The sequence below is a fragment of the Streptomyces mutomycini genome (assembly GCF_001700505.1).
GTDB lineage: Bacteria > Actinomycetota > Actinomycetes > Streptomycetales > Streptomycetaceae > Streptomyces > Streptomyces mutomycini.
This window is the reverse complement of the sequence record NZ_MAPV01000023.1, coordinates 48,895-67,694: the sequence shown is the minus strand read 5'-3', so window position 1 is coordinate 67,694 and position 18,800 is coordinate 48,895. Positions and strand designations below refer to the sequence as shown.

The 18,800-nt window shown below is 70.1% G+C and carries 22 protein-coding genes and 1 pseudogene; 22 read left to right on the top strand and 1 reads right to left on the bottom strand.

All coding sequences use genetic code 11. The features are described from left to right. Positions 1-299 precede the first annotated feature (299 nt). The 17 genes from BFF76_RS03220 (at position 300) to BFF76_RS03145 (ending at position 13,139) form a co-directional block, all read left to right on the top strand. Entirely contained in the window at positions 300-893 is a 594-nt protein-coding gene (locus tag BFF76_RS03220) for a hypothetical protein (RefSeq protein ID WP_053929022.1), read from the top strand. Between the two features lie 155 nt (positions 894-1,048). Continuing rightward, on the top strand, positions 1,049-1,489 hold the full coding sequence (gene rpsP, locus BFF76_RS03215; protein WP_031100566.1) for a 30S ribosomal protein S16: 441 nt from the start codon (positions 1,049-1,051) through the stop codon (positions 1,487-1,489). A gap of 2 nt (positions 1,490-1,491) precedes the next feature. Further along, positions 1,492-1,731, top strand: coding sequence for an RNA-binding protein (locus BFF76_RS03210; protein ID WP_031100565.1), 240 nt, complete (start codon positions 1,492-1,494; stop codon positions 1,729-1,731). Positions 1,732-1,837: 106 nt separating this feature from the next. Beyond that, positions 1,838-2,428 (top strand): ribosome maturation factor RimM, encoded by a 591-nt coding sequence (rimM, locus tag BFF76_RS03205; protein WP_031100564.1) that lies wholly within the window; start codon positions 1,838-1,840, stop codon positions 2,426-2,428. After that, positions 2,428-3,249, top strand: a complete 822-nt coding sequence (trmD, locus tag BFF76_RS03200; protein WP_031100563.1) for a tRNA (guanosine(37)-N1)-methyltransferase TrmD — start codon at positions 2,428-2,430, stop codon at positions 3,247-3,249. The genes rimM and trmD overlap by 1 nt, the downstream gene beginning before the upstream one ends. A 124-nt stretch (positions 3,250-3,373) precedes the next feature. Further along, positions 3,374-3,724 carry a 50S ribosomal protein L19 gene (rplS, locus tag BFF76_RS03195; RefSeq protein ID WP_031100562.1) on the top strand — a complete coding sequence of 117 codons (351 nt, stop codon included), beginning with the start codon at positions 3,374-3,376 and terminating at the stop codon, positions 3,722-3,724. A 45-nt stretch (positions 3,725-3,769) separates the two neighbouring features. Continuing rightward, the gene (gene lepB / locus BFF76_RS03190) at positions 3,770-4,543 is read left to right on the top strand and encodes a signal peptidase I (RefSeq protein WP_053929024.1); all 774 of its coding nucleotides are present in this window, start codon (positions 3,770-3,772) and stop codon (positions 4,541-4,543) included. Further along, entirely contained in the window at positions 4,536-5,594 is a 1,059-nt protein-coding gene (gene lepB / locus BFF76_RS03185) for a signal peptidase I (protein ID WP_065847105.1), read from the top strand. The genes lepB (BFF76_RS03190) and lepB (BFF76_RS03185) overlap by 8 nt, the downstream gene beginning before the upstream one ends. Next, a complete protein-coding gene (gene lepB, locus BFF76_RS03180; protein WP_031100556.1) occupies positions 5,512-6,393 on the top strand; it encodes a signal peptidase I in 882 nt (293 codons plus the stop codon). The genes lepB (BFF76_RS03185) and lepB (BFF76_RS03180) overlap by 83 nt, the downstream gene beginning before the upstream one ends. 49 nt (positions 6,394-6,442) lie before the next feature. After that, complete coding sequence (gene lepB / locus BFF76_RS03175; protein ID WP_031100547.1) at positions 6,443-7,216, top strand: signal peptidase I; 774 nt, start codon at positions 6,443-6,445, stop codon at positions 7,214-7,216. Beyond that, on the top strand, positions 7,206-7,694 hold the full coding sequence (locus BFF76_RS03170; RefSeq protein WP_031100546.1) for an NUDIX hydrolase: 489 nt from the start codon (positions 7,206-7,208) through the stop codon (positions 7,692-7,694). The genes lepB (BFF76_RS03175) and BFF76_RS03170 overlap by 11 nt, the downstream gene beginning before the upstream one ends. Before the next feature lie 63 nt (positions 7,695-7,757). Next, positions 7,758-8,066 carry a DUF2469 domain-containing protein gene (locus BFF76_RS03165; RefSeq protein WP_003965949.1) on the top strand — a complete coding sequence of 103 codons (309 nt, stop codon included), beginning with the start codon at positions 7,758-7,760 and terminating at the stop codon, positions 8,064-8,066. Between the two features lie 170 nt (positions 8,067-8,236). After that, positions 8,237-8,596 (top strand): YraN family protein, encoded by a 360-nt coding sequence (locus BFF76_RS03160; RefSeq protein ID WP_031100543.1) that lies wholly within the window; start codon positions 8,237-8,239, stop codon positions 8,594-8,596. Further along, on the top strand, positions 8,596-10,218 hold the full coding sequence (locus tag BFF76_RS03155; RefSeq protein WP_053929027.1) for a YifB family Mg chelatase-like AAA ATPase: 1,623 nt from the start codon (positions 8,596-8,598) through the stop codon (positions 10,216-10,218). Before BFF76_RS03160 ends, BFF76_RS03155 begins: the two co-directional genes overlap by 1 nt. Then, the gene (gene dprA / locus BFF76_RS30890; protein WP_079122295.1) at positions 10,215-11,387 is read left to right on the top strand and encodes a DNA-processing protein DprA; all 1,173 of its coding nucleotides are present in this window, start codon (positions 10,215-10,217) and stop codon (positions 11,385-11,387) included. The genes BFF76_RS03155 and dprA overlap by 4 nt, the downstream gene beginning before the upstream one ends. Before the next feature lie 261 nt (positions 11,388-11,648). After that, positions 11,649-12,485: an RNA polymerase sigma factor WhiG gene (gene whiG, locus BFF76_RS03150; protein WP_053929028.1), complete on the top strand. Its 837-nt coding sequence runs from the start codon at positions 11,649-11,651 to the stop codon at positions 12,483-12,485. Positions 12,486-12,581: 96 nt separating this feature from the next. Further along, positions 12,582-13,139: a TetR/AcrR family transcriptional regulator gene (locus BFF76_RS03145; protein WP_031100539.1), complete on the top strand. Its 558-nt coding sequence runs from the start codon at positions 12,582-12,584 to the stop codon at positions 13,137-13,139. 155 nt (positions 13,140-13,294) lie between these two features. On the opposite strand, the pseudogene BFF76_RS30885 reads toward BFF76_RS03145, so the two are convergent. Further along, positions 13,295-13,657, bottom strand: a pseudogene (locus tag BFF76_RS30885) (peptidoglycan DD-metalloendopeptidase family protein); the annotation flags it as partial. Between the two features lie 434 nt (positions 13,658-14,091). Between BFF76_RS30885 and rpsB the strand changes: the two are divergent. The 5 genes from rpsB to BFF76_RS03120 all read left to right on the top strand — a co-directional run bounded on the left by rpsB (position 14,092) and on the right by BFF76_RS03120 (position 18,676). Then, positions 14,092-15,048 carry a 30S ribosomal protein S2 gene (rpsB, locus tag BFF76_RS03140; RefSeq protein ID WP_031100536.1) on the top strand — a complete coding sequence of 319 codons (957 nt, stop codon included), beginning with the start codon at positions 14,092-14,094 and terminating at the stop codon, positions 15,046-15,048. Positions 15,049-15,148: 100 nt separating this feature from the next. Continuing rightward, the gene (gene tsf, locus BFF76_RS03135) at positions 15,149-15,985 is read left to right on the top strand and encodes a translation elongation factor Ts (RefSeq protein WP_031100535.1); all 837 of its coding nucleotides are present in this window, start codon (positions 15,149-15,151) and stop codon (positions 15,983-15,985) included. A gap of 157 nt (positions 15,986-16,142) precedes the next feature. Continuing rightward, on the top strand, positions 16,143-16,919 hold the full coding sequence (pyrH, locus tag BFF76_RS03130) for a UMP kinase (RefSeq protein ID WP_031100533.1): 777 nt from the start codon (positions 16,143-16,145) through the stop codon (positions 16,917-16,919). Positions 16,920-17,033: 114 nt separating this feature from the next. Then, positions 17,034-17,591, top strand: a complete 558-nt coding sequence (frr, locus tag BFF76_RS03125; RefSeq protein ID WP_031100531.1) for a ribosome recycling factor — start codon at positions 17,034-17,036, stop codon at positions 17,589-17,591. Next, complete coding sequence (locus BFF76_RS03120) at positions 17,591-18,676, top strand: phosphatidate cytidylyltransferase (RefSeq protein WP_031100529.1); 1,086 nt, start codon at positions 17,591-17,593, stop codon at positions 18,674-18,676. The genes frr and BFF76_RS03120 overlap by 1 nt, the downstream gene beginning before the upstream one ends. The last annotated feature ends 124 nt before the right edge of the window (positions 18,677-18,800 follow it).

Sequence of the window (18,800 nt, the reverse complement as noted above, 5' to 3'; positions counted from 1 at the left end):
TGCTCGCTTCCTCACAGTCTTACCCGACACACGGGGCGCAGCACGTCGAGCGCCCCCGCCCCGGCTCGCGACCGGTGTGCGGCCGCCGTTCCGTGCCCGGTACTGTCCCCCGGGGGCGCCTGTCCAGACCGGTGCGTACGCGTTGCTACGTCCTACCTTGGTGCGAGCTGTGAGACTTCTCCGCTGTTCTGCGCACCCGCCCTCGTCCGGACGCATCAAGGGCAACTGACTGGTACGTGCAAATTATTTGGGATGCCCCGGAATAGGAACACCGGAGCACTCAGGCTCGTTGTCACGACGTGAGCACGACACCACCTGTACTTGCCGCAGAGCTGGCACAGGCGTGGGCCGACATTCAGCGGTACCACCCCGAGCTGCCCGATCTAGCCGCGCCAGAGTCCCTGATCGGAGAGTCCTCGTCCGCCTGTGGCGCCGAGCTCTCCTTCGAACGGCTGCTCCATGAGGCAGTCCACGGCATCGCTGCCGCGAGAGGTGTCCGGGACACCTCCCGTGCCGGCCGATACCACAACCGACGATTCCTCGCGATCGCCGAGGAGCTGGGCCTCGATCATGCCGAGGAGCCCCACCCCAGCAGCGGATTCTCGCTGGTGACGCTCAATCCCGAGGCCAAGCGCAGATACCGCCCCACGGCGGAGCGGCTGCAGCGTGCGCTCAAGGCGCACACCGTGGCCACCGCGGCGGACACCAAGCGCTCCTTCCGCGGTCCTGCCGCGCGCCACGGGTCCTCGGGGGGAGGAGTGCGGGTCAAGGCCGTCTGTGACTGCGGGCGCAACGTCCGGGTCGTCCCCTCGGTCCTCGCGCAGGCGCCGATCGTCTGCGGCGGCTGCGGCAAGCCCTTCCGCATCCCGGAAGCGGCGGTCGCGGTGGGGTGACCCGACGTGATGTGGCACAATGGCTAGCTGTACTCGACAGTCGCACAGGACCCCTCTCTCCTCCGGCTGACGCGTCCATCGGGCACCCGAGTACCGCAACCCCACGTGGCATCTTTTGTGCCCAACCACGTCAGAGACCAGGAGACACCACTTCCGTGGCAGTCAAGATCAAGCTGAAGCGCATGGGCAAGATCCGTTCGCCTCACTACCGCATCATCGTCGCCGACTCCCGCGTCCGCCGTGACGGCCGGGCCATCGAGGAGATCGGCCTGTACCACCCGGTGCAGAACCCCTCTCGCATCGAGGTCAACGCGGAGCGCGCGCAGTACTGGCTGTCCGTCGGCGCCCAGCCGACCGAGCCGGTCCTCGCGATCCTGAAGCTGACCGGTGACTGGCAGGCCCATAAGGGTCTCCCGGCCCCCGCGCCGCTGCTGCAGCCCGAGCCCAAGGCCGACAAGCGCGCCCTGTTCGAGGCCCTGGCCACGGACGGCGAAGAGGCCAAGGGTGAGGCCATCACCCAGAAGGCCAAGAAGTCGGACAAGAAGGCGGACGAGGCGGCTGACGCTGCAGCGTCCACCGAGTCGACCGAGGCCTGAGCATGCTCGAGGAGGCTCTTGAGCACCTCGTGAAGGGCATCGTCGACAACCCCGACGATGTGCAGGTCGCCTCGCGTGACCTGCGCCGTGGACGCGTGCTCGAGGTCCGGGTCCATCCCGACGACCTCGGCAAGGTGATCGGCCGCAACGGCCGCACCGCGCGCGCCCTGCGTACCGTCGTGGGTGCCATCGGCGGCCGTGGGATCCGTGTCGACCTCGTCGATGTGGACCACGTTCGCTGAAAGAGTTGAACACCGGCCGGGGCCGGGGAGGGCTTTCGAGCCGTCCCCGGCCTTTGTCGTCCGTACATGACCGCCTCCTCAGTAAGAAACCACCGGGAGAAACAGCGTGCAGTTGGTAGTTGCGCGGATCGGTCGCGCCCATGGCATCAAGGGCGAGGTCACCGTCGAGGTGCGCACCGACGAGCCCGAGCTCCGGCTCGGACCGGGGGCCGTGCTGGCCACGGAGCCCGCCGGCACCGGGCCGCTCACGATCGAGACCGGCCGGGTGCACAGCGGCAGGCTGCTGCTGCGGTTCGAGGGCGTGCGCGACCGTACGGCCGCCGAGGCGCTGCGCAACACCCTGCTGATCGCCGAGGTGGACCCGGAGGAACTGCCGGAGGACCCCGAGGAGTTCTACGACCACCAGCTGATGGACCTCGATGTCGTCCTCGCGGACGGCACCGAGATCGGCCGGATCACCGAGATCACGCACCTGCCGTCCCAGGACCTGTTCATCGTGGAACGGCCGGACGGCAGCGAGGTGATGATCCCGTTCGTGGAGGAGATCGTCGCCGAGATCGACCTCGAGGAGCAGCGGGCCGTCATCACCCCGCCGCCGGGGCTGATCGACGAGAGCGAGGCCGTCGTCGCCTCCACGCGTGACGAGGACGCTGCCGAGGGTGACGCGGCGGGCGACGGGAAGAGGGGCGACGAGTGATGCGGCTCGACGTCGTCACGATCTTCCCCGAATACCTCGACCCCCTGAACGTCTCCCTCGTCGGCAAGGCGCGCGCCCGGGGCAGTCTCGACGTACACGTCCACGACCTGCGGGACTGGACCTACGACCGGCACAACACGGTGGACGACACCCCCTACGGTGGCGGCCCCGGCATGGTCATGAAGACCGAGCCCTGGGGCGAGGCGCTGGACACCGCGCTGGCCGGCGGGTACGAGGCCGGGGCGCACTCCCCGGTGCTCGTGGTGCCCACGCCCAGCGGCAGGCCCTTCACCCAGGAGCTGGCCGTCGAGCTCTCGGAGCGACCGTGGCTGATCTTCACCCCCGCCCGCTACGAGGGCATCGACCGCCGGGTGATGGATGAGTACGCGACCCGGATACCGGTCATCGAGGTGTCCATCGGGGACTACGTCCTGGCGGGCGGTGAAGCCGCAGTCCTGGTGATCACCGAGGCCGTGGCCCGGCTGCTGCCGGGGGTGCTCGGCAACGCCGAGTCGCACCGCGACGACTCCTTCGCGCCCGGGGCCATGGCCGACCTGCTCGAGGGCCCGGTCTACACGAAGCCCCCCGAGTGGCGCGGGCGCGCCATCCCCGAGGTGCTTCTCAGTGGCCATCACGGCCGGATCGCACGCTGGCGACGGGACGAGGCCTTCCGCCGCACCGCTCTCAACAGGCCCGATCTGATCGAGCGTTGCGAGGCGACCGGCTTCGACAAGAAGGACCGCGAGATGCTGTCCATCCTGGGCTGGTCCCCGGGTCCCGACGGACGATTTTGGCGCAGGCCCGAGGCCGTGGAAGAATAGGCCCGCTGTACGTCCGGCGCGCGCCCCTGCCACAGGGGGAAAGACGCCCGCCCGATGTGATCAGCATCCGAACCTCACTCTCTCCCGTCGATGACCTGTGGCATCGGCGAAGAAAGCAGACAACATGACTTCCCTGCTCGATGGCGTCAACGCCGCCTCGCTCCGTACCGACCTCCCGGCGTTCCGCCCCGGTGACACCGTCAACGTCCACGTGCGCGTGATCGAGGGCAACCGCTCCCGTATCCAGCAGTTCAAGGGCGTTGTCATCCGCCGCCAGGGCTCGGGCGTCAGCGAGACCTTCACGGTCCGCAAGGTCTCCTTCAGCGTCGGCGTCGAGCGCACCTTCCCGGTGCACAGCCCGATCTTCGAGAAGATCGAGCTCGTCACCCGCGGTGACGTCCGTCGCGCCAAGCTTTACTTCCTCCGTGAGCTCCGCGGCAAGGCCGCGAAGATCAAGGAGAAGCGCGACCGCTGATTCACCTCCGGCGTCCACAGCATGGCCCGATAGGATTCGGCCCCGATGGACACCGAAGCACAGCACATGGAGCGCGATCGCTCCTCCGGCCCCGCGGACGGGACGGAGGAGGGGTCGCGCTCCACGCATGTCCGGGAGCGGCCGGCCGCGTCGATGTCCTGGGGACGGACCGTCTTCCTCGGCATGCTCTGCACGGCCGCTCTGCTGCTCTTCAGCGCTTTCGTCCTGCAGCCCTTCCTGATACCCAGTGGCTCGATGCAGCCCACGCTCCAGATCGGGGACCGGGTCCTCGTCAACAAACTGGCGTACCGTTTCGGCACCGAGCCCCGGCGTGGCGACGTGGTGGTCTTCGACGGCACCGGATCCTTCGTACCGGAGACGGCGGCCGGGGGGAACGCCGTCGGCACGCTGCTGCGGGGGGCGGCCGCGTCCCTGGGGCTGGCCGAACCCGCCGGGTCCGACTTCGTGAAGCGGGTGGTGGGCGTGGGGGGCGACCGTGTGGTCTGCTGCGAGAAGCGGGGGAGGCTCGAGGTGAACGGCGCTCCGCTCGACGAGCCGTATCTGCACCCGGGTGACCGTCCGTCCGACGTCGCCTTCGACATCGTGGTGCCGGACGGCAAGCTGTGGGTGATGGGCGACCACCGCAGCAACTCGCGGGACTCCCGTGACCATCTGGGGCAGCCCGGAGGTGGCATGGTGCCCGTCGAGCGGGTGATCGGACGCGTCGACTGGCTCGGCTGGCCCCTCGGCAGGCTCGGCTCCCTGGAGGGCACCGACGCCTTCACCGGCGTACGGCCGGCGGACGGGGACCATGGGTAACCGGGGGCGGAGGAGGGCGGCACCCGAGAGGGGTCAGCCGCTGCCCACCGGGTCGAGGCGCACCGGGACCCGCTCGCTGCCCACGCGGGCGGAGCGCCGCAAGCTGGCCCGCAAGGTGAAACGCCGCAGGCGCCGGTCGGCGATCAAGGAGATACCCCTCCTCGTCCTGGTGGCACTGCTGATCGCGCTGGTGCTCAAGACCTTTCTCGTCCAGGCCTTCGTGATCCCCTCCGGATCGATGGAGCAGACCATCCGGATCGGTGACCGGGTGCTGGTGGACAAGCTGACCCCCTGGTTCGGCTCCGAACCGCAGCGTGGGGACGTCGTCGTCTTCAAGGACCCGGGCGGCTGGCTGCAGCAGGAGAGCGCCGTACCCGAGGACCCGCCCGCCGGGGTCAAACAGGTCAAGGAACTGCTGACCTTCATCGGGCTGCTGCCGTCGGCGGACGAGCAGGACCTGATCAAGCGGGTGGTGGCGGTCGGGGGTGACACCGTGGAGTGCTGCGGCACCGACGGCAGGATCACGGTCAACGGCGTGGCGCTCGACGAGCCGTATCTGAATCCCGGTGACGTGCCGTCCACTCTCAAATTCGAGGTGAAGGTCCCCCAGGGCCGCATCTTCGTGATGGGCGACCACCGGTCGAATTCCGCAGACTCACGCTTCCACCTCGACAAGCCGGGGAAGGGCACGGTGTCGGAGGACGAGGTCGTGGGCCGGGCCGTGGTGATCGCATGGCCGTTCGGGCACTGGCGCAGGCTGGAGGAGCCCGGAACATACGCCTCCGTCCCTGACGGGAGCGCCGGAGCGACAGCTGGGACGGCCCGGTCGAATAGTGTGTCCTCCCAGGATCGCAACGGAATGGTCCTGCTCCCGACCCCTGCGGAACTCCCGCTCGTTATGGGAGTGGTGGGCCTGCGCCGAATCGGGCGTGGGCGGTGGCACGGAGTGAGGAGTGGATGTGGGGGATTTGGCGGTCGGCGCACGATCCGGACACGACGAACCCGAGGACCGGCCTTCGAACAACGGGGTCCCGGTGGAGGCGGAGAGTGACGGCGAGTCCCCGGGCAGTGGAAGTACGGCGGTGAAGAAGCCCCGTTCCTTCTGGAAGGAGCTGCCGCTCCTCATCGGTATCGCGCTCATTCTCGCGCTGCTGATCAAGACGTTCCTGGTGCAGGCGTTCTCGATTCCCTCGGACTCGATGCAGAACACCCTGCAGCGGGGTGACCGGGTGCTGGTCGACAAGCTGACGCCGTGGTTCGGCTCGGAGCCCGAGCGCGGAGAGGTCGTGGTCTTCCACGATCCGGGCGGCTGGCTTGAGGACACGGCGACGCCCGAGCCCAACGCGGTGCAGAAGTTCCTGAGCTTCATCGGGCTGATGCCCTCCGCGGAGGAGAAGGACCTGATCAAGAGGGTGATCGCCGTCGGCGGCGACACCGTCGAGTGCAAGAAGAACGGGCCGGTGACGGTCAACGGCAAGGCGCTCGACGACAAGTCGTTCATCTTCGCCGGCAACAGCGCCTGCGACGACGAGCCGTTCGGACCGATCAATGTGCCCGAGGGCCGGATCTGGGTGATGGGCGACCACCGGCAGAATTCGCTGGACTCCCGCTACCACCAGGAGCTGCCCGGTCAGGGCACCGTGTCCACGGACGAGGTGGTCGGGCGGGCCGTCGTCGTGGCCTGGCCCGTCAACCGCTGGGCGACCCTTCCGGTGCCGAGCACGTTCGACCAGCCCGGCCTCGACGCGGCTGCCGCTGTCGCCGTGCCCGGAGCACTGGGTGTAGCCGGAGCGCTGCCCCTCGTGTTCTGGCGTCGCCGCAGGCTGACCCGCGGGCATACCGCCGGGTAGGGTGCCGACTCGGATCAGCGATTGTCGATCTCCGATGGGGAGCGCTGGGATGAGTGGTTCAGGACGTCATGACGGCCGCGGCCGGCTCGGCAGCACGTTGTCGAACCTGGCCGTGGCCGTCGGCTGTGTGCTCTTTCTCGGCGGCTTCGCCTGGGGAGCGGTGGTGTACAAGCCGTACACCGTGCCGACCGACTCGATGACACCGACGGTGAACGCCGGTGACAGGGTCCTCGCCGAGCGGATAGACGGCGACGACGTGCGGCGCGGGGACGTGGTCGTCTTCACCGACACGGCGTGGGGCGACATGCCGATGGTGAAACGGGTCGTCGGCGTGGGCGGTGACAAGGTCGCCTGCTGCGACAAGGGCGGGCGGCTCACGGTCAACGGCGAGCCCGTCGAGGAACCGTATCTGCGGGCGGAGGGAGCCTCGTCCCTCGTCCCGGCGGAGGGCGAGGCGCCGGCCTCCCCCCAGAACTTCACGGCCGATGTCCCCGAGGGCCAGCTCTTCCTCCTCGGGGACGAACGCAGCACCTCCATGGACTCCCGCGTACATCTGGAGGACCCGGGGCAGGGCTCGGTGCCCCGCAGTGCGGTCCAGGCCCGGGTGGACGCCGTGGCCTGGCCCATGAACGGCATGATCGGCCGGCCGGGGGCCTTCGCCGCGCTGCCCGGCGGGGTGTCGTCCGAAGGTCCGCTGCCCCTGCAGGCGGGCGCCCTCGTGATGGGTGTGGTGCTGATCCTGGGCGGCGCTGCCTACGGCCCGCTCGTGGCCCGCTCCGGGCGCGGTGCCAAGCGGCCGAAGGCGTCCGCCGGTGCGCACTGAGGCACGCAAGGTGGCCCGTGTGGTGCTCCTGGACCCGGACGACCGGATCCTGTTGCTGCACGGCTTCGAGCCCGGGGACCCGGCCGACAACTGGTGGTTCACCCCGGGCGGCGGCCTGGAGGGCGGGGAGACCCGCGAGGAGGCCGCCCTGCGCGAGCTCGGCGAGGAGACCGGGATCACGGATGTCTCCCTCGGTCCTCTGCTGTGGACGAGGACCTGCTCCTTCCCGTTCGACGGGCGGCGCTGGGACCAGGACGAGTGGTACTTCCTGGCCCGTACGCCGCAGACGGCCACCGATCAGAAGGGCCTCACCGAGCTGGAGCTGCGCAGTGTCGCCGGTCTGAGGTGGTGGACTTCCGCCGAACTTCTCGCCACGCGTGAGACGGTGTACCCGACCAGGCTCGCCGGGCTGCTGCGCACGCTGCTCGACGAGGGTCCCCCGAGTGTTCCGCTGGTTCTCGCCCCCGAAATCGTCTAATCGGCCAGGGGCGCGCGGGGCTGACGCACAATGGGGGGACGCACGGCTGAAGGGGAACATGCCATGAGTGCCGAGGACCTCGAGAAGTACGAGACCGAGATGGAGCTGAAGCTCTACCGGGAGTACCGCGATGTCGTCGGTCTGTTCAAATATGTGATCGAGACCGAACGGCGCTTCTACCTCACCAACGATTACGAGATGCAGGTGCACTCGGTCCAGGGTGAGGTCTTTTTCGAGGTTTCCATGGCGGACGCGTGGGTCTGGGACATGTACAGGCCCGCCCGGTTCGTCAAGCAGGTCCGGGTGCTGACGTTCAAGGACGTGAACATCGAGGAGCTCAACAAGAGCGATCTCGAACTTCCGGGCGGCTGATTCCGGACAAGCCCCCGGCGTCCTGGTTCGACGACTGATCCCGGACGCATCGCCCGGTGTCCCGGTTCACTCGTCCGAGTGGCCGGGATATTCACATCGAGCCGGTTGTCCACCAAGATCCACCAGCTCGGGCGGGCCGCGTCACAGTCGGTGCCGGAGGTGGTGCCGATATGAACGCACGGGGTGCACTCGGGCGGTACGGCGAGGATCTGGCGGCACGGCTGCTGGCAAGCGCCGGTATGACCGTGCTGGAGCGCAACTGGCGGTGTCGCGCGGGAGAGATCGACATCGTCGCCAGGGACGGCGATGCGGTGGTCGTCTGCGAGGTGAAGGCGCGCAGGGCGGGCTCCTTCGAACATCCGATGGAGGCCGTCACACCGGCCAAGGCGGAGCGGCTGCGCAGGCTCGCCGAGATCTGGCTCGACGGTCATGGCGGGCCGCCGCCGGGCGGGGTCCGGATCGATCTGGTCGGTGTGATCCTGCCCAGGCGCGGTGCCCCGGTGACCGAGCACGTGCGGGGCGTGGCCTGATGGGGTTCGCGCGGGCGTGTTCGGTGGCGCTGGTGGGCGTCGAGGGCGTGGTGGTGGAGGTGCAGGCCGATCTGGAACCGGGCGTGGCGGCGTTCACGCTCGTCGGTCTGCCGGACAAGAGCCTGGTGGAGAGCCGGGACCGGGTCAGGGCCGCGGTCGTCAATTCCGGGGCCGAGTGGCCGCAGAAGAAGCTCACGGTGGGCCTGTCCCCGGCGTCCGTGCCCAAGGGCGGTTCGGGTTTCGATCTGGCCGTCGCGTGTGCGGTGCTCGGCGCGGCGGAGCGGATCGACCCCGCTGCCATCGCCGACGTGGTGATGATCGGGGAGCTCGGCCTCGACGGCAGGGTCCGCCCGGTGCGCGGGGTGCTGCCCGCGGTGCTCGCGGCGGCGGAGGCCGGGTACCGGCAGGTGGTCGTCCCGGAGCAGACCGCGGGAGAGGCCGCGCTCGTGCCGGGCGTCTCCGTCCTCGGCGTCCGGAGCCTGCGTCAGCTGATCGCCGTCCTCGGCGACGAACCCGTGCCCGAGGAGCCGGCCGCCGACCGGGGCCGCCCCGACGCGATGCTCGCCGGACTGATGGTGCCCGGAGCCGGCCTCGGCACCGGGCTGGCACCACTGTCCTCCGACGGCACTGCACACCGGCCGGACCTGGCCGATGTGGCTGGCCAGGGCCGGGCGCGCAAGGCACTGGAGGTGGCGGCCGCGGGAGGGCATCATCTGCTGCTCTCCGGGCCGCCCGGCGCGGGGAAGACCATGCTGGCCGAGCGGCTCACGGCGATCCTGCCGCCGCTCTCCCGGCAGGAATCCCTCGAAGTGACGGCGGTGCACTCGGTCGCCGGCATCCTCCCTCCGGGCGAACCACTGATCAGCAGGGCGCCGTACTGCGCCCCCCACCACTCGGCGACGATGCAGTCACTGGTGGGCGGGGGGAACGGCCTGCCGAGGCCGGGTGCGGTGTCCCTGGCGCACCGGGGCGTTCTCTTCCTCGACGAGGCCCCGGAGTTCTCCGGGAGGGCGCTCGACGCGCTGCGCCAGCCCCTGGAGTCCGGGCACGTGGTGGTCGCCCGCGCGGCCGGGGTCGTCCGGCTGCCCGCACGCTTCCTCATGATCCTCGCCGCGAACCCCTGCCCGTGCGGCCGGCACACTCTGGCGGGTGCCGGCTGCGAATGCCCGCCCTCCGCGGTCCGCCGCTATCAGGCGCGGCTGTCGGGCCCGCTGCTCGACCGCGTCGACCTGCGGGTCGAGGTCGAGCCGGTCGGCAGGGCCGACCTGATGGGGAGCGGCGGCCGCGGGGAGACCTCGGCCGAGGTGGCGGGCCGGGTGCGGGAGGCCAGGGAGCGCGCCGCGGAGCGACTCGCCGGGACCCCCTGGACCACCAACAGCGAAGTGCCCGGGCACGAACTGCGGACGAGGCTGGTCACTGCGCCCGGCGCGTTGATGGCGGCCGAGCGCGACATGGAGCGGGGCGTCCTCACGGCCCGCGGCCTCGACCGGGTCCTGCGCGTGGCGTGGACGGTCGCCGACCTGAGGGCCGCCGACCGCCCGGACGCCTCGGACATCGCGGTGGCGCTGGAGCTGCGGACGGGCATCCAGCGGGGGGTTCCGATGCGGGCGGGTGCCTCGTGAACGCCCCGCCGGCCCAGGGGGAGCGGGAGCGGCTGGCGCGCGCCGCCCTGACCCGCGTGTTCGAGCCGGGGGACGAACGCGGTGGCCGCTGGATCCGCGAGATCGGGCCCGTCGAGCTGATCCGGTGTCTCACCGGCACTGACGGAGCGGCGCAGGCGCTCAAGGGGATGACTCCGGCACGGCTCGCCGGCTATCGCCTGCGGGCGTCGGGTGCCGACCCCGGGAGGGACCTGGCGGACGTGGCCGCGATCGGAGGGCGGTTCGTCTGTCCCGGCGACCGGGAGTGGCCCAGCCAGCTCGACGACCTGAGGGACGCGCGGCCCATCGGCCTCTGGGTGCGAGGCCGGTCCGACCTGCGCCTCTGGGCCCTGCGCTCGGTCGCCGTCGTAGGAGCCCGGGCCTGTACGCCCTACGGGGCGCACATGTCCGCGACGCTCGCCGCGGGCCTGGCCGAGCTGGGCTGGGTGGTGGTCTCCGGCGCCGCGTTCGGGGTGGACGGCGCCGCCCACCGGGGTGCGCTGGCCGCCGGCGGGGCGACCATGGCGGTCCTGGCCTGCGGGGTGGACGTGGCCTATCCCAGGGGTCACGCCGAGCTGATCGGGCGCATCGTGGAACAGGGCATGGTCATGGGTGAACTGCCGCCCTCGGACCATCCGACGCGCAGCAGATTCGTCCTGCGGAACAGGGTGATCGCGGCGCTCACGCGAGGCACCGTGGTGGTGGAGGCGGAATACCGCAGCGGCTCACTGGCCACCGCGAGGAACGCGGAACGGCTGGGCCGCTTCGTCATGGGGGTGCCGGGCCCCGCCACCAGCGGTCTCTCTTCCGGGGTCCATGAACTCCTGCGCGGAGAGGGCGTCCTGGTCACCGACGCCGCTGAAGTCGTCGAGCTGGTGGGGGAGATGGGCGAACTCGCCCCGGCCAGAACCGGCCCCGTCCTGCCCCGGGACCTGCTCGACGCCGCCTCCGCACGGGTGCTGGACGCACTGCCCGGCACAGGGGTCATGGACGGGCGTGACGTGGCCCGGAGCGCCGGAGCGTCAATGGACGAAGCCCTCGGGAGGTTGTACGAACTGCACTCACTGGGGTTCGTCGAACGCCAGGGCGATGGATGGCGGTTGACGCCGGGACGCACACGCAACGGGGACGCGCGGCGAGCCGTTACTTGACCCGGAGCATTCGGGTGAAAAGGTGATGCCGACGACCTCGGCGGCACCCGTCCGGGCGTCAGGGGGCGGTGCGAGTGGTGACGGCCCCCGTCGTCGGCCCTGCCCGACGGCAGGAGGACGACGAGAGATTTGGAACGTAATCGCACAGCACGGCTCCCTTGTCCTGCGCGCACCGCAACAGCTCAGTCACGCTACGCTCACGAGGAATCCGCCCCAGAGACACGTCCCAGCACTTCACAGCAGAACGGCTCAAGGCACCACATGCCCCAGCACACCTCCGGGTCTGACCGCGCGGCAGCGCCACCGGCTGCGCGTGGCACTGTGCGCCCTCCCGCCCCCTCCTCGCTCGACGAGTTGTGGCGTTCGTACAAGGCCACCGGCGACGAGAGGCTGCGGGAGCAGCTGATCCTGCACTACTCGCCGCTCGTGAAATACGTCGCTGGCCGGGTCAGTGTGGGGCTGCCGTCCAACGTGGAGCAGGCGGACTTCGTCTCGTCCGGCGTCTTCGGGCTGATCGACGCCATCGAGAAGTTCGACATCGAGCGGGCCATCAAGTTCGAGACCTACGCGATCACCAGGATCCGCGGCGCGATGATCGACGAACTCCGGGCGCTGGACTGGATTCCCCGGTCCGTGCGGCAGAAGGCGCGCAACGTCGAGCGTGCGTACGCCACGCTGGAGGCGAGGCTGCGGCGCACACCCTCGGAGCCCGAGGTCGCCGCCGAGCTGGGCATCGCGCTGGAAGAACTGCACGCTGTTTTCAGCCAGTTGTCGCTCGCCAACGTGGTGGCGCTGGAGGAGCTGCTCCATGTCGGCGGCGAGGGCGGCGACCGGCTGAGCCTCATGGACACCCTGGAGGACACCGCGGCCGACAACCCGGTCGAGGTCGCCGAGGACCGCGAGCTCAGACGGCTGCTCGCCCGCGCCATCAACACCCTCCCGGAGCGGGAGAAGACCGTGGTCACGCTCTACTACTACGAAGGCCTCACCCTCGCGGAGATCGGCAATGTCCTCGGGGTCACCGAGAGCAGGGTCAGCCAGATCCACACCAAGTCGGTGCTGCAGCTCCGGGCGAAACTGGCCGACGCCGGGCGCTGAGCGGGAGCGGCTTCGGCCAAGGGGCGGCAGACGCGACCCCGCTCCGCCCCGATGCCGCCGTAGAGTGGACGGGTGCCCAGGATTCGAGCGGCCTCCGTGGCCGAGCACCGGACCATGCAGCGCGGCGCCCTCCTGGACGCCGCACGCTCCCTGCTGTCCGAGGGCGGTACGGAGGCGCTGACCTTCCCCGCCCTCGCCGAGCGCACCGGCCTCGCCAGGTCCTCCGTCTACGAGTACTTCCGTTCCCGCGCGGCCGTGGTCGAGGAACTCTGCGCCGTCGACTTCCCCGTCTGGGCCGCCGAGGTCGAGAACGCGATGGAGCGGGCCGGCGCACCCGAGGCGAAGATCGAGGCCTATGTGCGCAGGCAGCTGGATCTCGTCGGAGACCGGCGGCACCGCGCGGTGGTGGCGATCTCGGCGAGCGAGCTCGACGCGGGCGCGCGGGAGAAGATCCGCGCCGCGCACGGCGGGCTGATCGCGATGATCGTCGAGGCCCTCGCCGACCTGGGCCACACCGAGCCGAGGCTCGCGGCCATGCTGCTGCAGGGCTCCGTGGACGCCGCGGTGCGCAGGATCGAGCTCGGCGCGGCCGAGGAACCGGGCATCGTCGCGGACACGGCCGTCGCCATGGTCCTGCGGGGCGTGCGCGGCTGAGCGGGACTCCGGACCGTCCCGGCGAGCGGTACGCCGAACACCGGCAGCAGCCGGGAGGGCCCCCGTCGCAGCAGCGCCGGAGGAAGCAGCGACAGCGGATCCAGATAGACGCCACCGCGCCGCAGCCCCCAGTGCAGACAGCCCGGGGCGCAGTGGGACGGCTCGGGCCCGACCACTCCCACCACCTGCCCGGCGGCCACCTCGTCGCCCTCGGTGACCTGTGACCGCACCGGTTCGTAGGTGAAGCGGAGCGGGGGTTCCCCGCTCCCGGTCACGTCGACGGAGACCACCCCGCGCCCCGCCACAGGACCGGCGAAGGCGACCCGGCCGGGGGCGGCCGCGCGCACCGGGGTGCCCGGCGGGGCTGCCAGGTCGACTCCGCGGTGGCCCGCTCCATAGGGGCCGGGGGGCGGCTGCCAGCCCCGCACGACCAGGGGGCGGTCCGCGAGCGGCCAGACCCGGTCGCCGTCCGGCGCTCCCGTCGCGGCCTCGGCGGTGGCGGGGCCCAGCAGGACCATGAGCAGTCCGGCCACCAGCCCGGCCACCAATGCAGCCACCAGTGCGGCCGGCAGGGGCGGCGTCCGCGCGGACGGCCGGGGTCCGGGCGCGGGGGCCGCCGCCGGACGGGCGTGGCGGAGCCGGGCGGCGAGCGGGTTCTCGGGTGAGCGGCACATGAGGGGAACGATCCTCCGACGGCCCGTTTCCCGGGGATCATGGTCCGCATCTGTGGACGGCCGGGGCCTTGTGGACATCGCCGTCACCCGGGACCCGACGGGTCCCGTACACTTCTTCTGGCGATCCGGGTCACCGGGTCGACTTCGCACGCCCCTCCACCTCCCTCTCTGCGGACGGTGGCCGCGCTCCTCGGTCCCTCGTGGCACGGCGCGTCGGGGCGTCAGGCGCGACAGCAAACCTGCGGTCGCGACAACCGAGTACCTCAAGGAGTACGGCCATGGCCGTCGTCACGATGCGGGAGCTGCTGGAAAGCGGCGTCCACTTCGGTCACCAGACCCGTCGCTGGAACCCGAAGATGAAGCGCTTCATCTTCACCGAGCGCAACGGCATCTACATCATCGACCTGCTCCAGTCGCTGTCGTACATCGACCGCGCCTACGAGTTCGTCAAGGAGACCGTCGCCCACGGCGGCTCCGTCATGTTCGTGGGTACGAAGAAGCAGGCCCAGGAGGCCATCGCCGAGCAGGCGACGCGCGTCGGCATGCCGTACGTCAACCAGCGTTGGCTCGGTGGCATGCTCACCAACTTCTCCACCGTCTACAAGCGCCTTCAGCGTCTGAAGGAGCTCGAGCTCGTCGACTTCGAGGACGTGGCCGCCTCCGGCCTCACCAAGAAGGAGCTCCTGGTCCTCTCCCGCGAGAAGGCCAAGCTGGAGAAGACCCTCGGTGGTATCCGCGAGATGCAGAAGGTGCCCAGCGCCGTCTGGATCGTCGACACCAAGAAGGAGCACATCGCCGTCGGTGAGGCGCGCAAGCTCCACATCCCGGTCGTCGCGATCCTCGACACCAACTGCGACCCCGACGAGGTCGACTACAAGATTCCGGGCAACGACGACGCGATCCGCTCCGTCACCCTGCTCACCCGCGTGATCGCCGACGCCGTCGCCGAGGGCCTCATCGCCCGTTCCGGTGCCGCGACCGGTGACTCGAAGCCGGGCGAGAAGGCCGCCGGCGAGCCCCTCGCCGAGTGGGAGCGCGACCTGCTCACGGGCGAGAAGAAGGACGACGCAGAGGTCCAGTCCTCCGCCGAGACCGAGAAGGCCGCCGACGCCGAGCCGGCCGCCGCCGCCGACGAGCAGGCTGCCGAGCAGGCTGAGACCCCGGCCGCTGCCGAGGCCCCCGCCGCCGAGGCCCCCGCTGCCGAGGCTCCGGCCGCGGACGCCGAGCAGGCCTGACACCCGTCAGTCACGGCTGAATGACGGCGGGGGCCGGTGCACCGGCACCGTCCCCCGCCGTTCACCCGTATCTTTCAGACTTCGAGAGAGAAACAGACTCATGGCGAACTACACCGCCGCTGACGTCAAGAAGCTCCGCGAGCTCACCGGCGCCGGCATGATGGACTGCAAGAAGGCCCTCGACGAGGCCGACGGCAACGTCGACGGCGCCGTCGAGGCGCTCCGCATCAAGGGCCAGAAGGGCGTCGCCAAGCGCGAAGGCCGTTCTGCCGAGAACGGTGCCGTCGTCTCCCTCATCTCCGAGGACAAGACGTCGGGCGTCCTGCTCGAGCTGAAGTGCGAGACGGACTTCGTCGCCAAGGGCGAGAAGTTCCAGAACGTCGCCAACACGCTCGCCGCGCACGTCGCCGCGACGTCCCCGGCCGACATCGAGGCGCTTCTCGCCTCGGAGATCGAGCCCGGCAAGACCGTCCAGGCGTTCGTGGACGAGGCCAACGCCAACCTCGGCGAGAAGATCGTCCTGGACCGCTTCGCGCAGTTCACCGGCGGTTACGTGGCTGCGTACATGCACCGCACCATGCCCGACCTCCCGCCCCAGGTCGGCGTCCTCGTCGAGCTGGACAAGGAGAACGCCGAGGTCGCCAAGGACGTCGCGCAGCACATCACCGCCTTCGCCCCGAAGTACCTCAACCGCGACGAGGTCCCGGCCGAGACGGTCGAGAACGAGCGCCGCGTCGCCGAGGCCACCTCGCGCGAGGAGGGCAAGCCCGAGGCCGCCCTCCCGAAGATCGTCGAGGGTCGGGTCAACGGCTTCTTCAAGGAAGTCGTCGTCCTCGAGCAGGCCTTCGCGAAGGACAACAAGAAGTCGGTCCAGAAGGTACTGGACGAGGCCGGAGTCAGCCTAAAGCGCTTCGCGCGCATCAAGGTCGGCATCTGAGTCCGTCCGCGAACAACGGTGGACCCGATAGGGTCTGGTGCAGTCGTCGGCCGCACTCAGCCGTACGACCGCAGATCTGACGAGGAGGCCATTGCCGCTGAGGGACATCAGACCCACCGGCAATGGCCTTCTTCGTATGCGCACGAGGAGAATTCCCATGAACAAGGGCGCGGACGCCACACACGGTGACCACAAGCGCGACGACGGCACGATTTCCGGGCGCTTCATGCTGAAGCTCTCCGGCGAGGCCTTCGCCGGCGGCGGAGGCCTCGGCGTCGACCCCGACGTCGTGCACAAGATCGCCCGCGAGATCGCCGCGGTCGTGCGCGACGGCGCGGAGATCGCGGTCGTCATCGGCGGCGGGAACTTCTTCCGTGGCGCCGAGCTCCAGCAGCGCGGCATGGACCGGGCGCGGTCCGACTACATGGGCATGCTCGGCACGGTCATGAACTGCCTTGCGCTGCAGGACTTCCTGGAGAAGGAAGGCATCGACTCACGCGTCCAGACCGCCATCACCATGGGTCAGGTCGCGGAGCCGTACATCCCGCTCCGTGCCGTGCGGCACCTGGAGAAGGGACGCGTCGTGATCTTCGGTGCCGGCATGGGCATGCCGTACTTCTCCACCGACACGACCGCGGCCCAGCGCGCCCTGGAGATCGACGCCGAGGCGCTGCTGATGGGGAAGAACGGCGTGGACGGGGTCTACGACTCCGACCCGAGGGCCAACCCCGACGCGGTGAAGTTCGACGCACTGGAGTACGGCGAGGTGATCGCCCGCGACCTCAAGGTCGCCGACGCCACCGCCATCACACTCTGCCGCGACAACCAGCTCCCCATCCTGGTCTTCGAGCTGACCGCGGAGGGCAATATCGCCCGCGCGGTCAAGGGTGAGAAGATCGGCACGCTGGTGAGCGACCGGAGCACCCGGGCCTGACGGCCCGAACGACGGAAACGGCCTGCCGGTCGGACACCGGGCAGGTGAGGACGCGACGCAGGATCCGCAGGGCCCGGTGATGCCGGGTCCGCTCAAGACACGCAGGAGCACGTGGTGATCGAAGAAATCCTCCTCGAGGCCGAGGAGAAGATGGAGAAGGCCGTCGTCGTGGCGAAAGAGGACTTCGCCGCGATCCGCACGGGCCGTGCGCACCCGGCGATGTTCAACAAGATCGTCGCGGACTACTACGGCGCGCTGACCCCGATCAACCAGCTGGCCTCCTTCTCGGTTCCCGAGCCGCGGATGGCCGTGGTGACCCCGTTCGACAAGACCGCGCTGCGCAACATCGAACAGGCGATCCGTGACTCCGACCTCGGCGTCAACCCGAGCAACGACGGCAACATCATCCGTGTGACGTTCCCCGAGCTCACGCAGGACCGCCGCAAGGAGTACATCAAGGTCGCCAAGACCAAGGCCGAGGACTCCAAGATCTCGATCCGCTCCATCCGCCGCAAGGCCAAGGAGTCGCTGGACAAGCTCGTCAAGGACAAGGAGTCCGGCGAGGACGAGGTCCGCCGCGCGGAGAAGGAGCTCGACGACACCACCGCGAAGTACGTCGCGCAGGTGGACGAGCTGCTCAAGCACAAGGAAGCCGAGCTGCTCGAAGTCTGATGAACGACTCTTCCTGGGGCGCCCCGCAGGGAGCCGGTTACCGGGGCGCGCCCGAGATGCGGGCCGCTCCGGCGGGTCCTGCATACGATGTGCACGGCGCCCAGCAGACTCGGCCCATGCCCATCGTGCCGGACGTTCCCGACGCAGGTAGAGACGCTGACGACAGCGACAACCGGAACGGGGACGCCGCGCGGGCCGGCGGCCCCCTGTTCCGTGACGAGAAGCCGCAGGAGCCCATGTCCACCCCGCTGCCGTCCCCGCCGCCCAAGAAGCGTGCGGGGCGTGATCTGCGCGCCGCCATAGGCGTCGGGGTCGCGCTCGGTGCCCTCGTCGCCGGCTCGCTCTTCGTCGTCAAGGCGGTCTTCGTCGGCGTGGTCGTGCTGGCGGTGGTGGTCGGTCTCTGGGAGCTCACCTCCCGGCTCAAGGAACGCAAGGGCATCAACGCCCCCCTCGTTCCACTCGCCGTCGGCGGCGCCGCGATGGTCGTCGCCGGCTATGCGCGGGAGGCGGAGGGCGCCTGGGTCGCCATGGCGCTCACGACCCTCGCGGTGCTCGTGTGGCGGATGACGGAGCCTCCCGAGGGTTACCTCAAGGACGTCACGGCGGGTGTGTTCGCCGTGTTCTACGTGCCGTTCCTGGCCACGTTCGTCGCGATGATGCTCACGGCGGACGACGGCGCGTGGCGTGTGCTGACCTTCCTCCTTCTGACCGTGGTCAGTGACACCGGCGCGTACGCCGTCGGCTGGCGCTTCGGCACGCACAAGCTGGCTCCCCGCATCAGCCCCGGCAAGACACGCGAGGGTCTGCTCGGCGCGGTCGGCTTCGCGATGGTGGCCGGTGCCCTGTGCATGGAGTTCCTCATCGACGGCGGGACCTGGTGGCAGGGCCTGCTGATGGGCCTCGCCGTCGCCGCCAGCGCCACGCTGGGCGACCTGGGCGAGTCCATGATCAAGCGGGACCTGGGGATCAAGGACATGGGCACGCTGCTCCCCGGCCACGGCGGCATCATGGACCGGCTGGACTCGCTGCTGCCGAGCGCCCCGGTCGTGTGGCTGCTGCTGGTGCTGTTCGTGGGGTCCGGCTGAGTCCTGCGCGTCGCGGATTCACCAAGGGGCGGGTCGTCCATCTGGACGGCCCGCCCCTTCGCCGTATGCCGACGCGTACCTCGTGCGATCGGTCACCGTGTCCGCGCACCCCTGGGCCGTCCGT

What these genes read in the sequence shown, in the direction of transcription:
- BFF76_RS03210 (WP_031100565.1), top strand. Translation starts at nt 1,492, where the DNA reads ATGCTCGAGGAGGCTCTTGAGCACCTCGTGAAGGGCATCGTCGACAAC.
- trmD (WP_031100563.1), top strand. Translation starts at nt 2,428, where the DNA reads ATGCGGCTCGACGTCGTCACGATCTTCCCCGAATACCTCGACCCCCTG.
- rplS (WP_031100562.1), top strand. Translation starts at nt 3,374, where the DNA reads ATGACTTCCCTGCTCGATGGCGTCAACGCCGCCTCGCTCCGTACCGAC.
- lepB (WP_053929024.1), top strand. Translation starts at nt 3,770, where the DNA reads ATGGACACCGAAGCACAGCACATGGAGCGCGATCGCTCCTCCGGCCCC.
- lepB (WP_065847105.1), top strand. Translation starts at nt 4,536, where the DNA reads ATGGGTAACCGGGGGCGGAGGAGGGCGGCACCCGAGAGGGGTCAGCCG.
- lepB (WP_031100547.1), top strand. Translation starts at nt 6,443, where the DNA reads ATGAGTGGTTCAGGACGTCATGACGGCCGCGGCCGGCTCGGCAGCACG.
- BFF76_RS03165 (WP_003965949.1), top strand. Translation starts at nt 7,758, where the DNA reads ATGAGTGCCGAGGACCTCGAGAAGTACGAGACCGAGATGGAGCTGAAG.
- BFF76_RS03160 (WP_031100543.1), top strand. Translation starts at nt 8,237, where the DNA reads ATGAACGCACGGGGTGCACTCGGGCGGTACGGCGAGGATCTGGCGGCA.
- BFF76_RS03155 (WP_053929027.1), top strand. Translation starts at nt 8,596, where the DNA reads ATGGGGTTCGCGCGGGCGTGTTCGGTGGCGCTGGTGGGCGTCGAGGGC.
- whiG (WP_053929028.1), top strand. Translation starts at nt 11,649, where the DNA reads ATGCCCCAGCACACCTCCGGGTCTGACCGCGCGGCAGCGCCACCGGCT.
- rpsB (WP_031100536.1), top strand. Translation starts at nt 14,092, where the DNA reads ATGGCCGTCGTCACGATGCGGGAGCTGCTGGAAAGCGGCGTCCACTTC.
- tsf (WP_031100535.1), top strand. Translation starts at nt 15,149, where the DNA reads ATGGCGAACTACACCGCCGCTGACGTCAAGAAGCTCCGCGAGCTCACC.
- pyrH (WP_031100533.1), top strand. Translation starts at nt 16,143, where the DNA reads ATGAACAAGGGCGCGGACGCCACACACGGTGACCACAAGCGCGACGAC.
- BFF76_RS03120 (WP_031100529.1), top strand. Translation starts at nt 17,591, where the DNA reads ATGAACGACTCTTCCTGGGGCGCCCCGCAGGGAGCCGGTTACCGGGGC.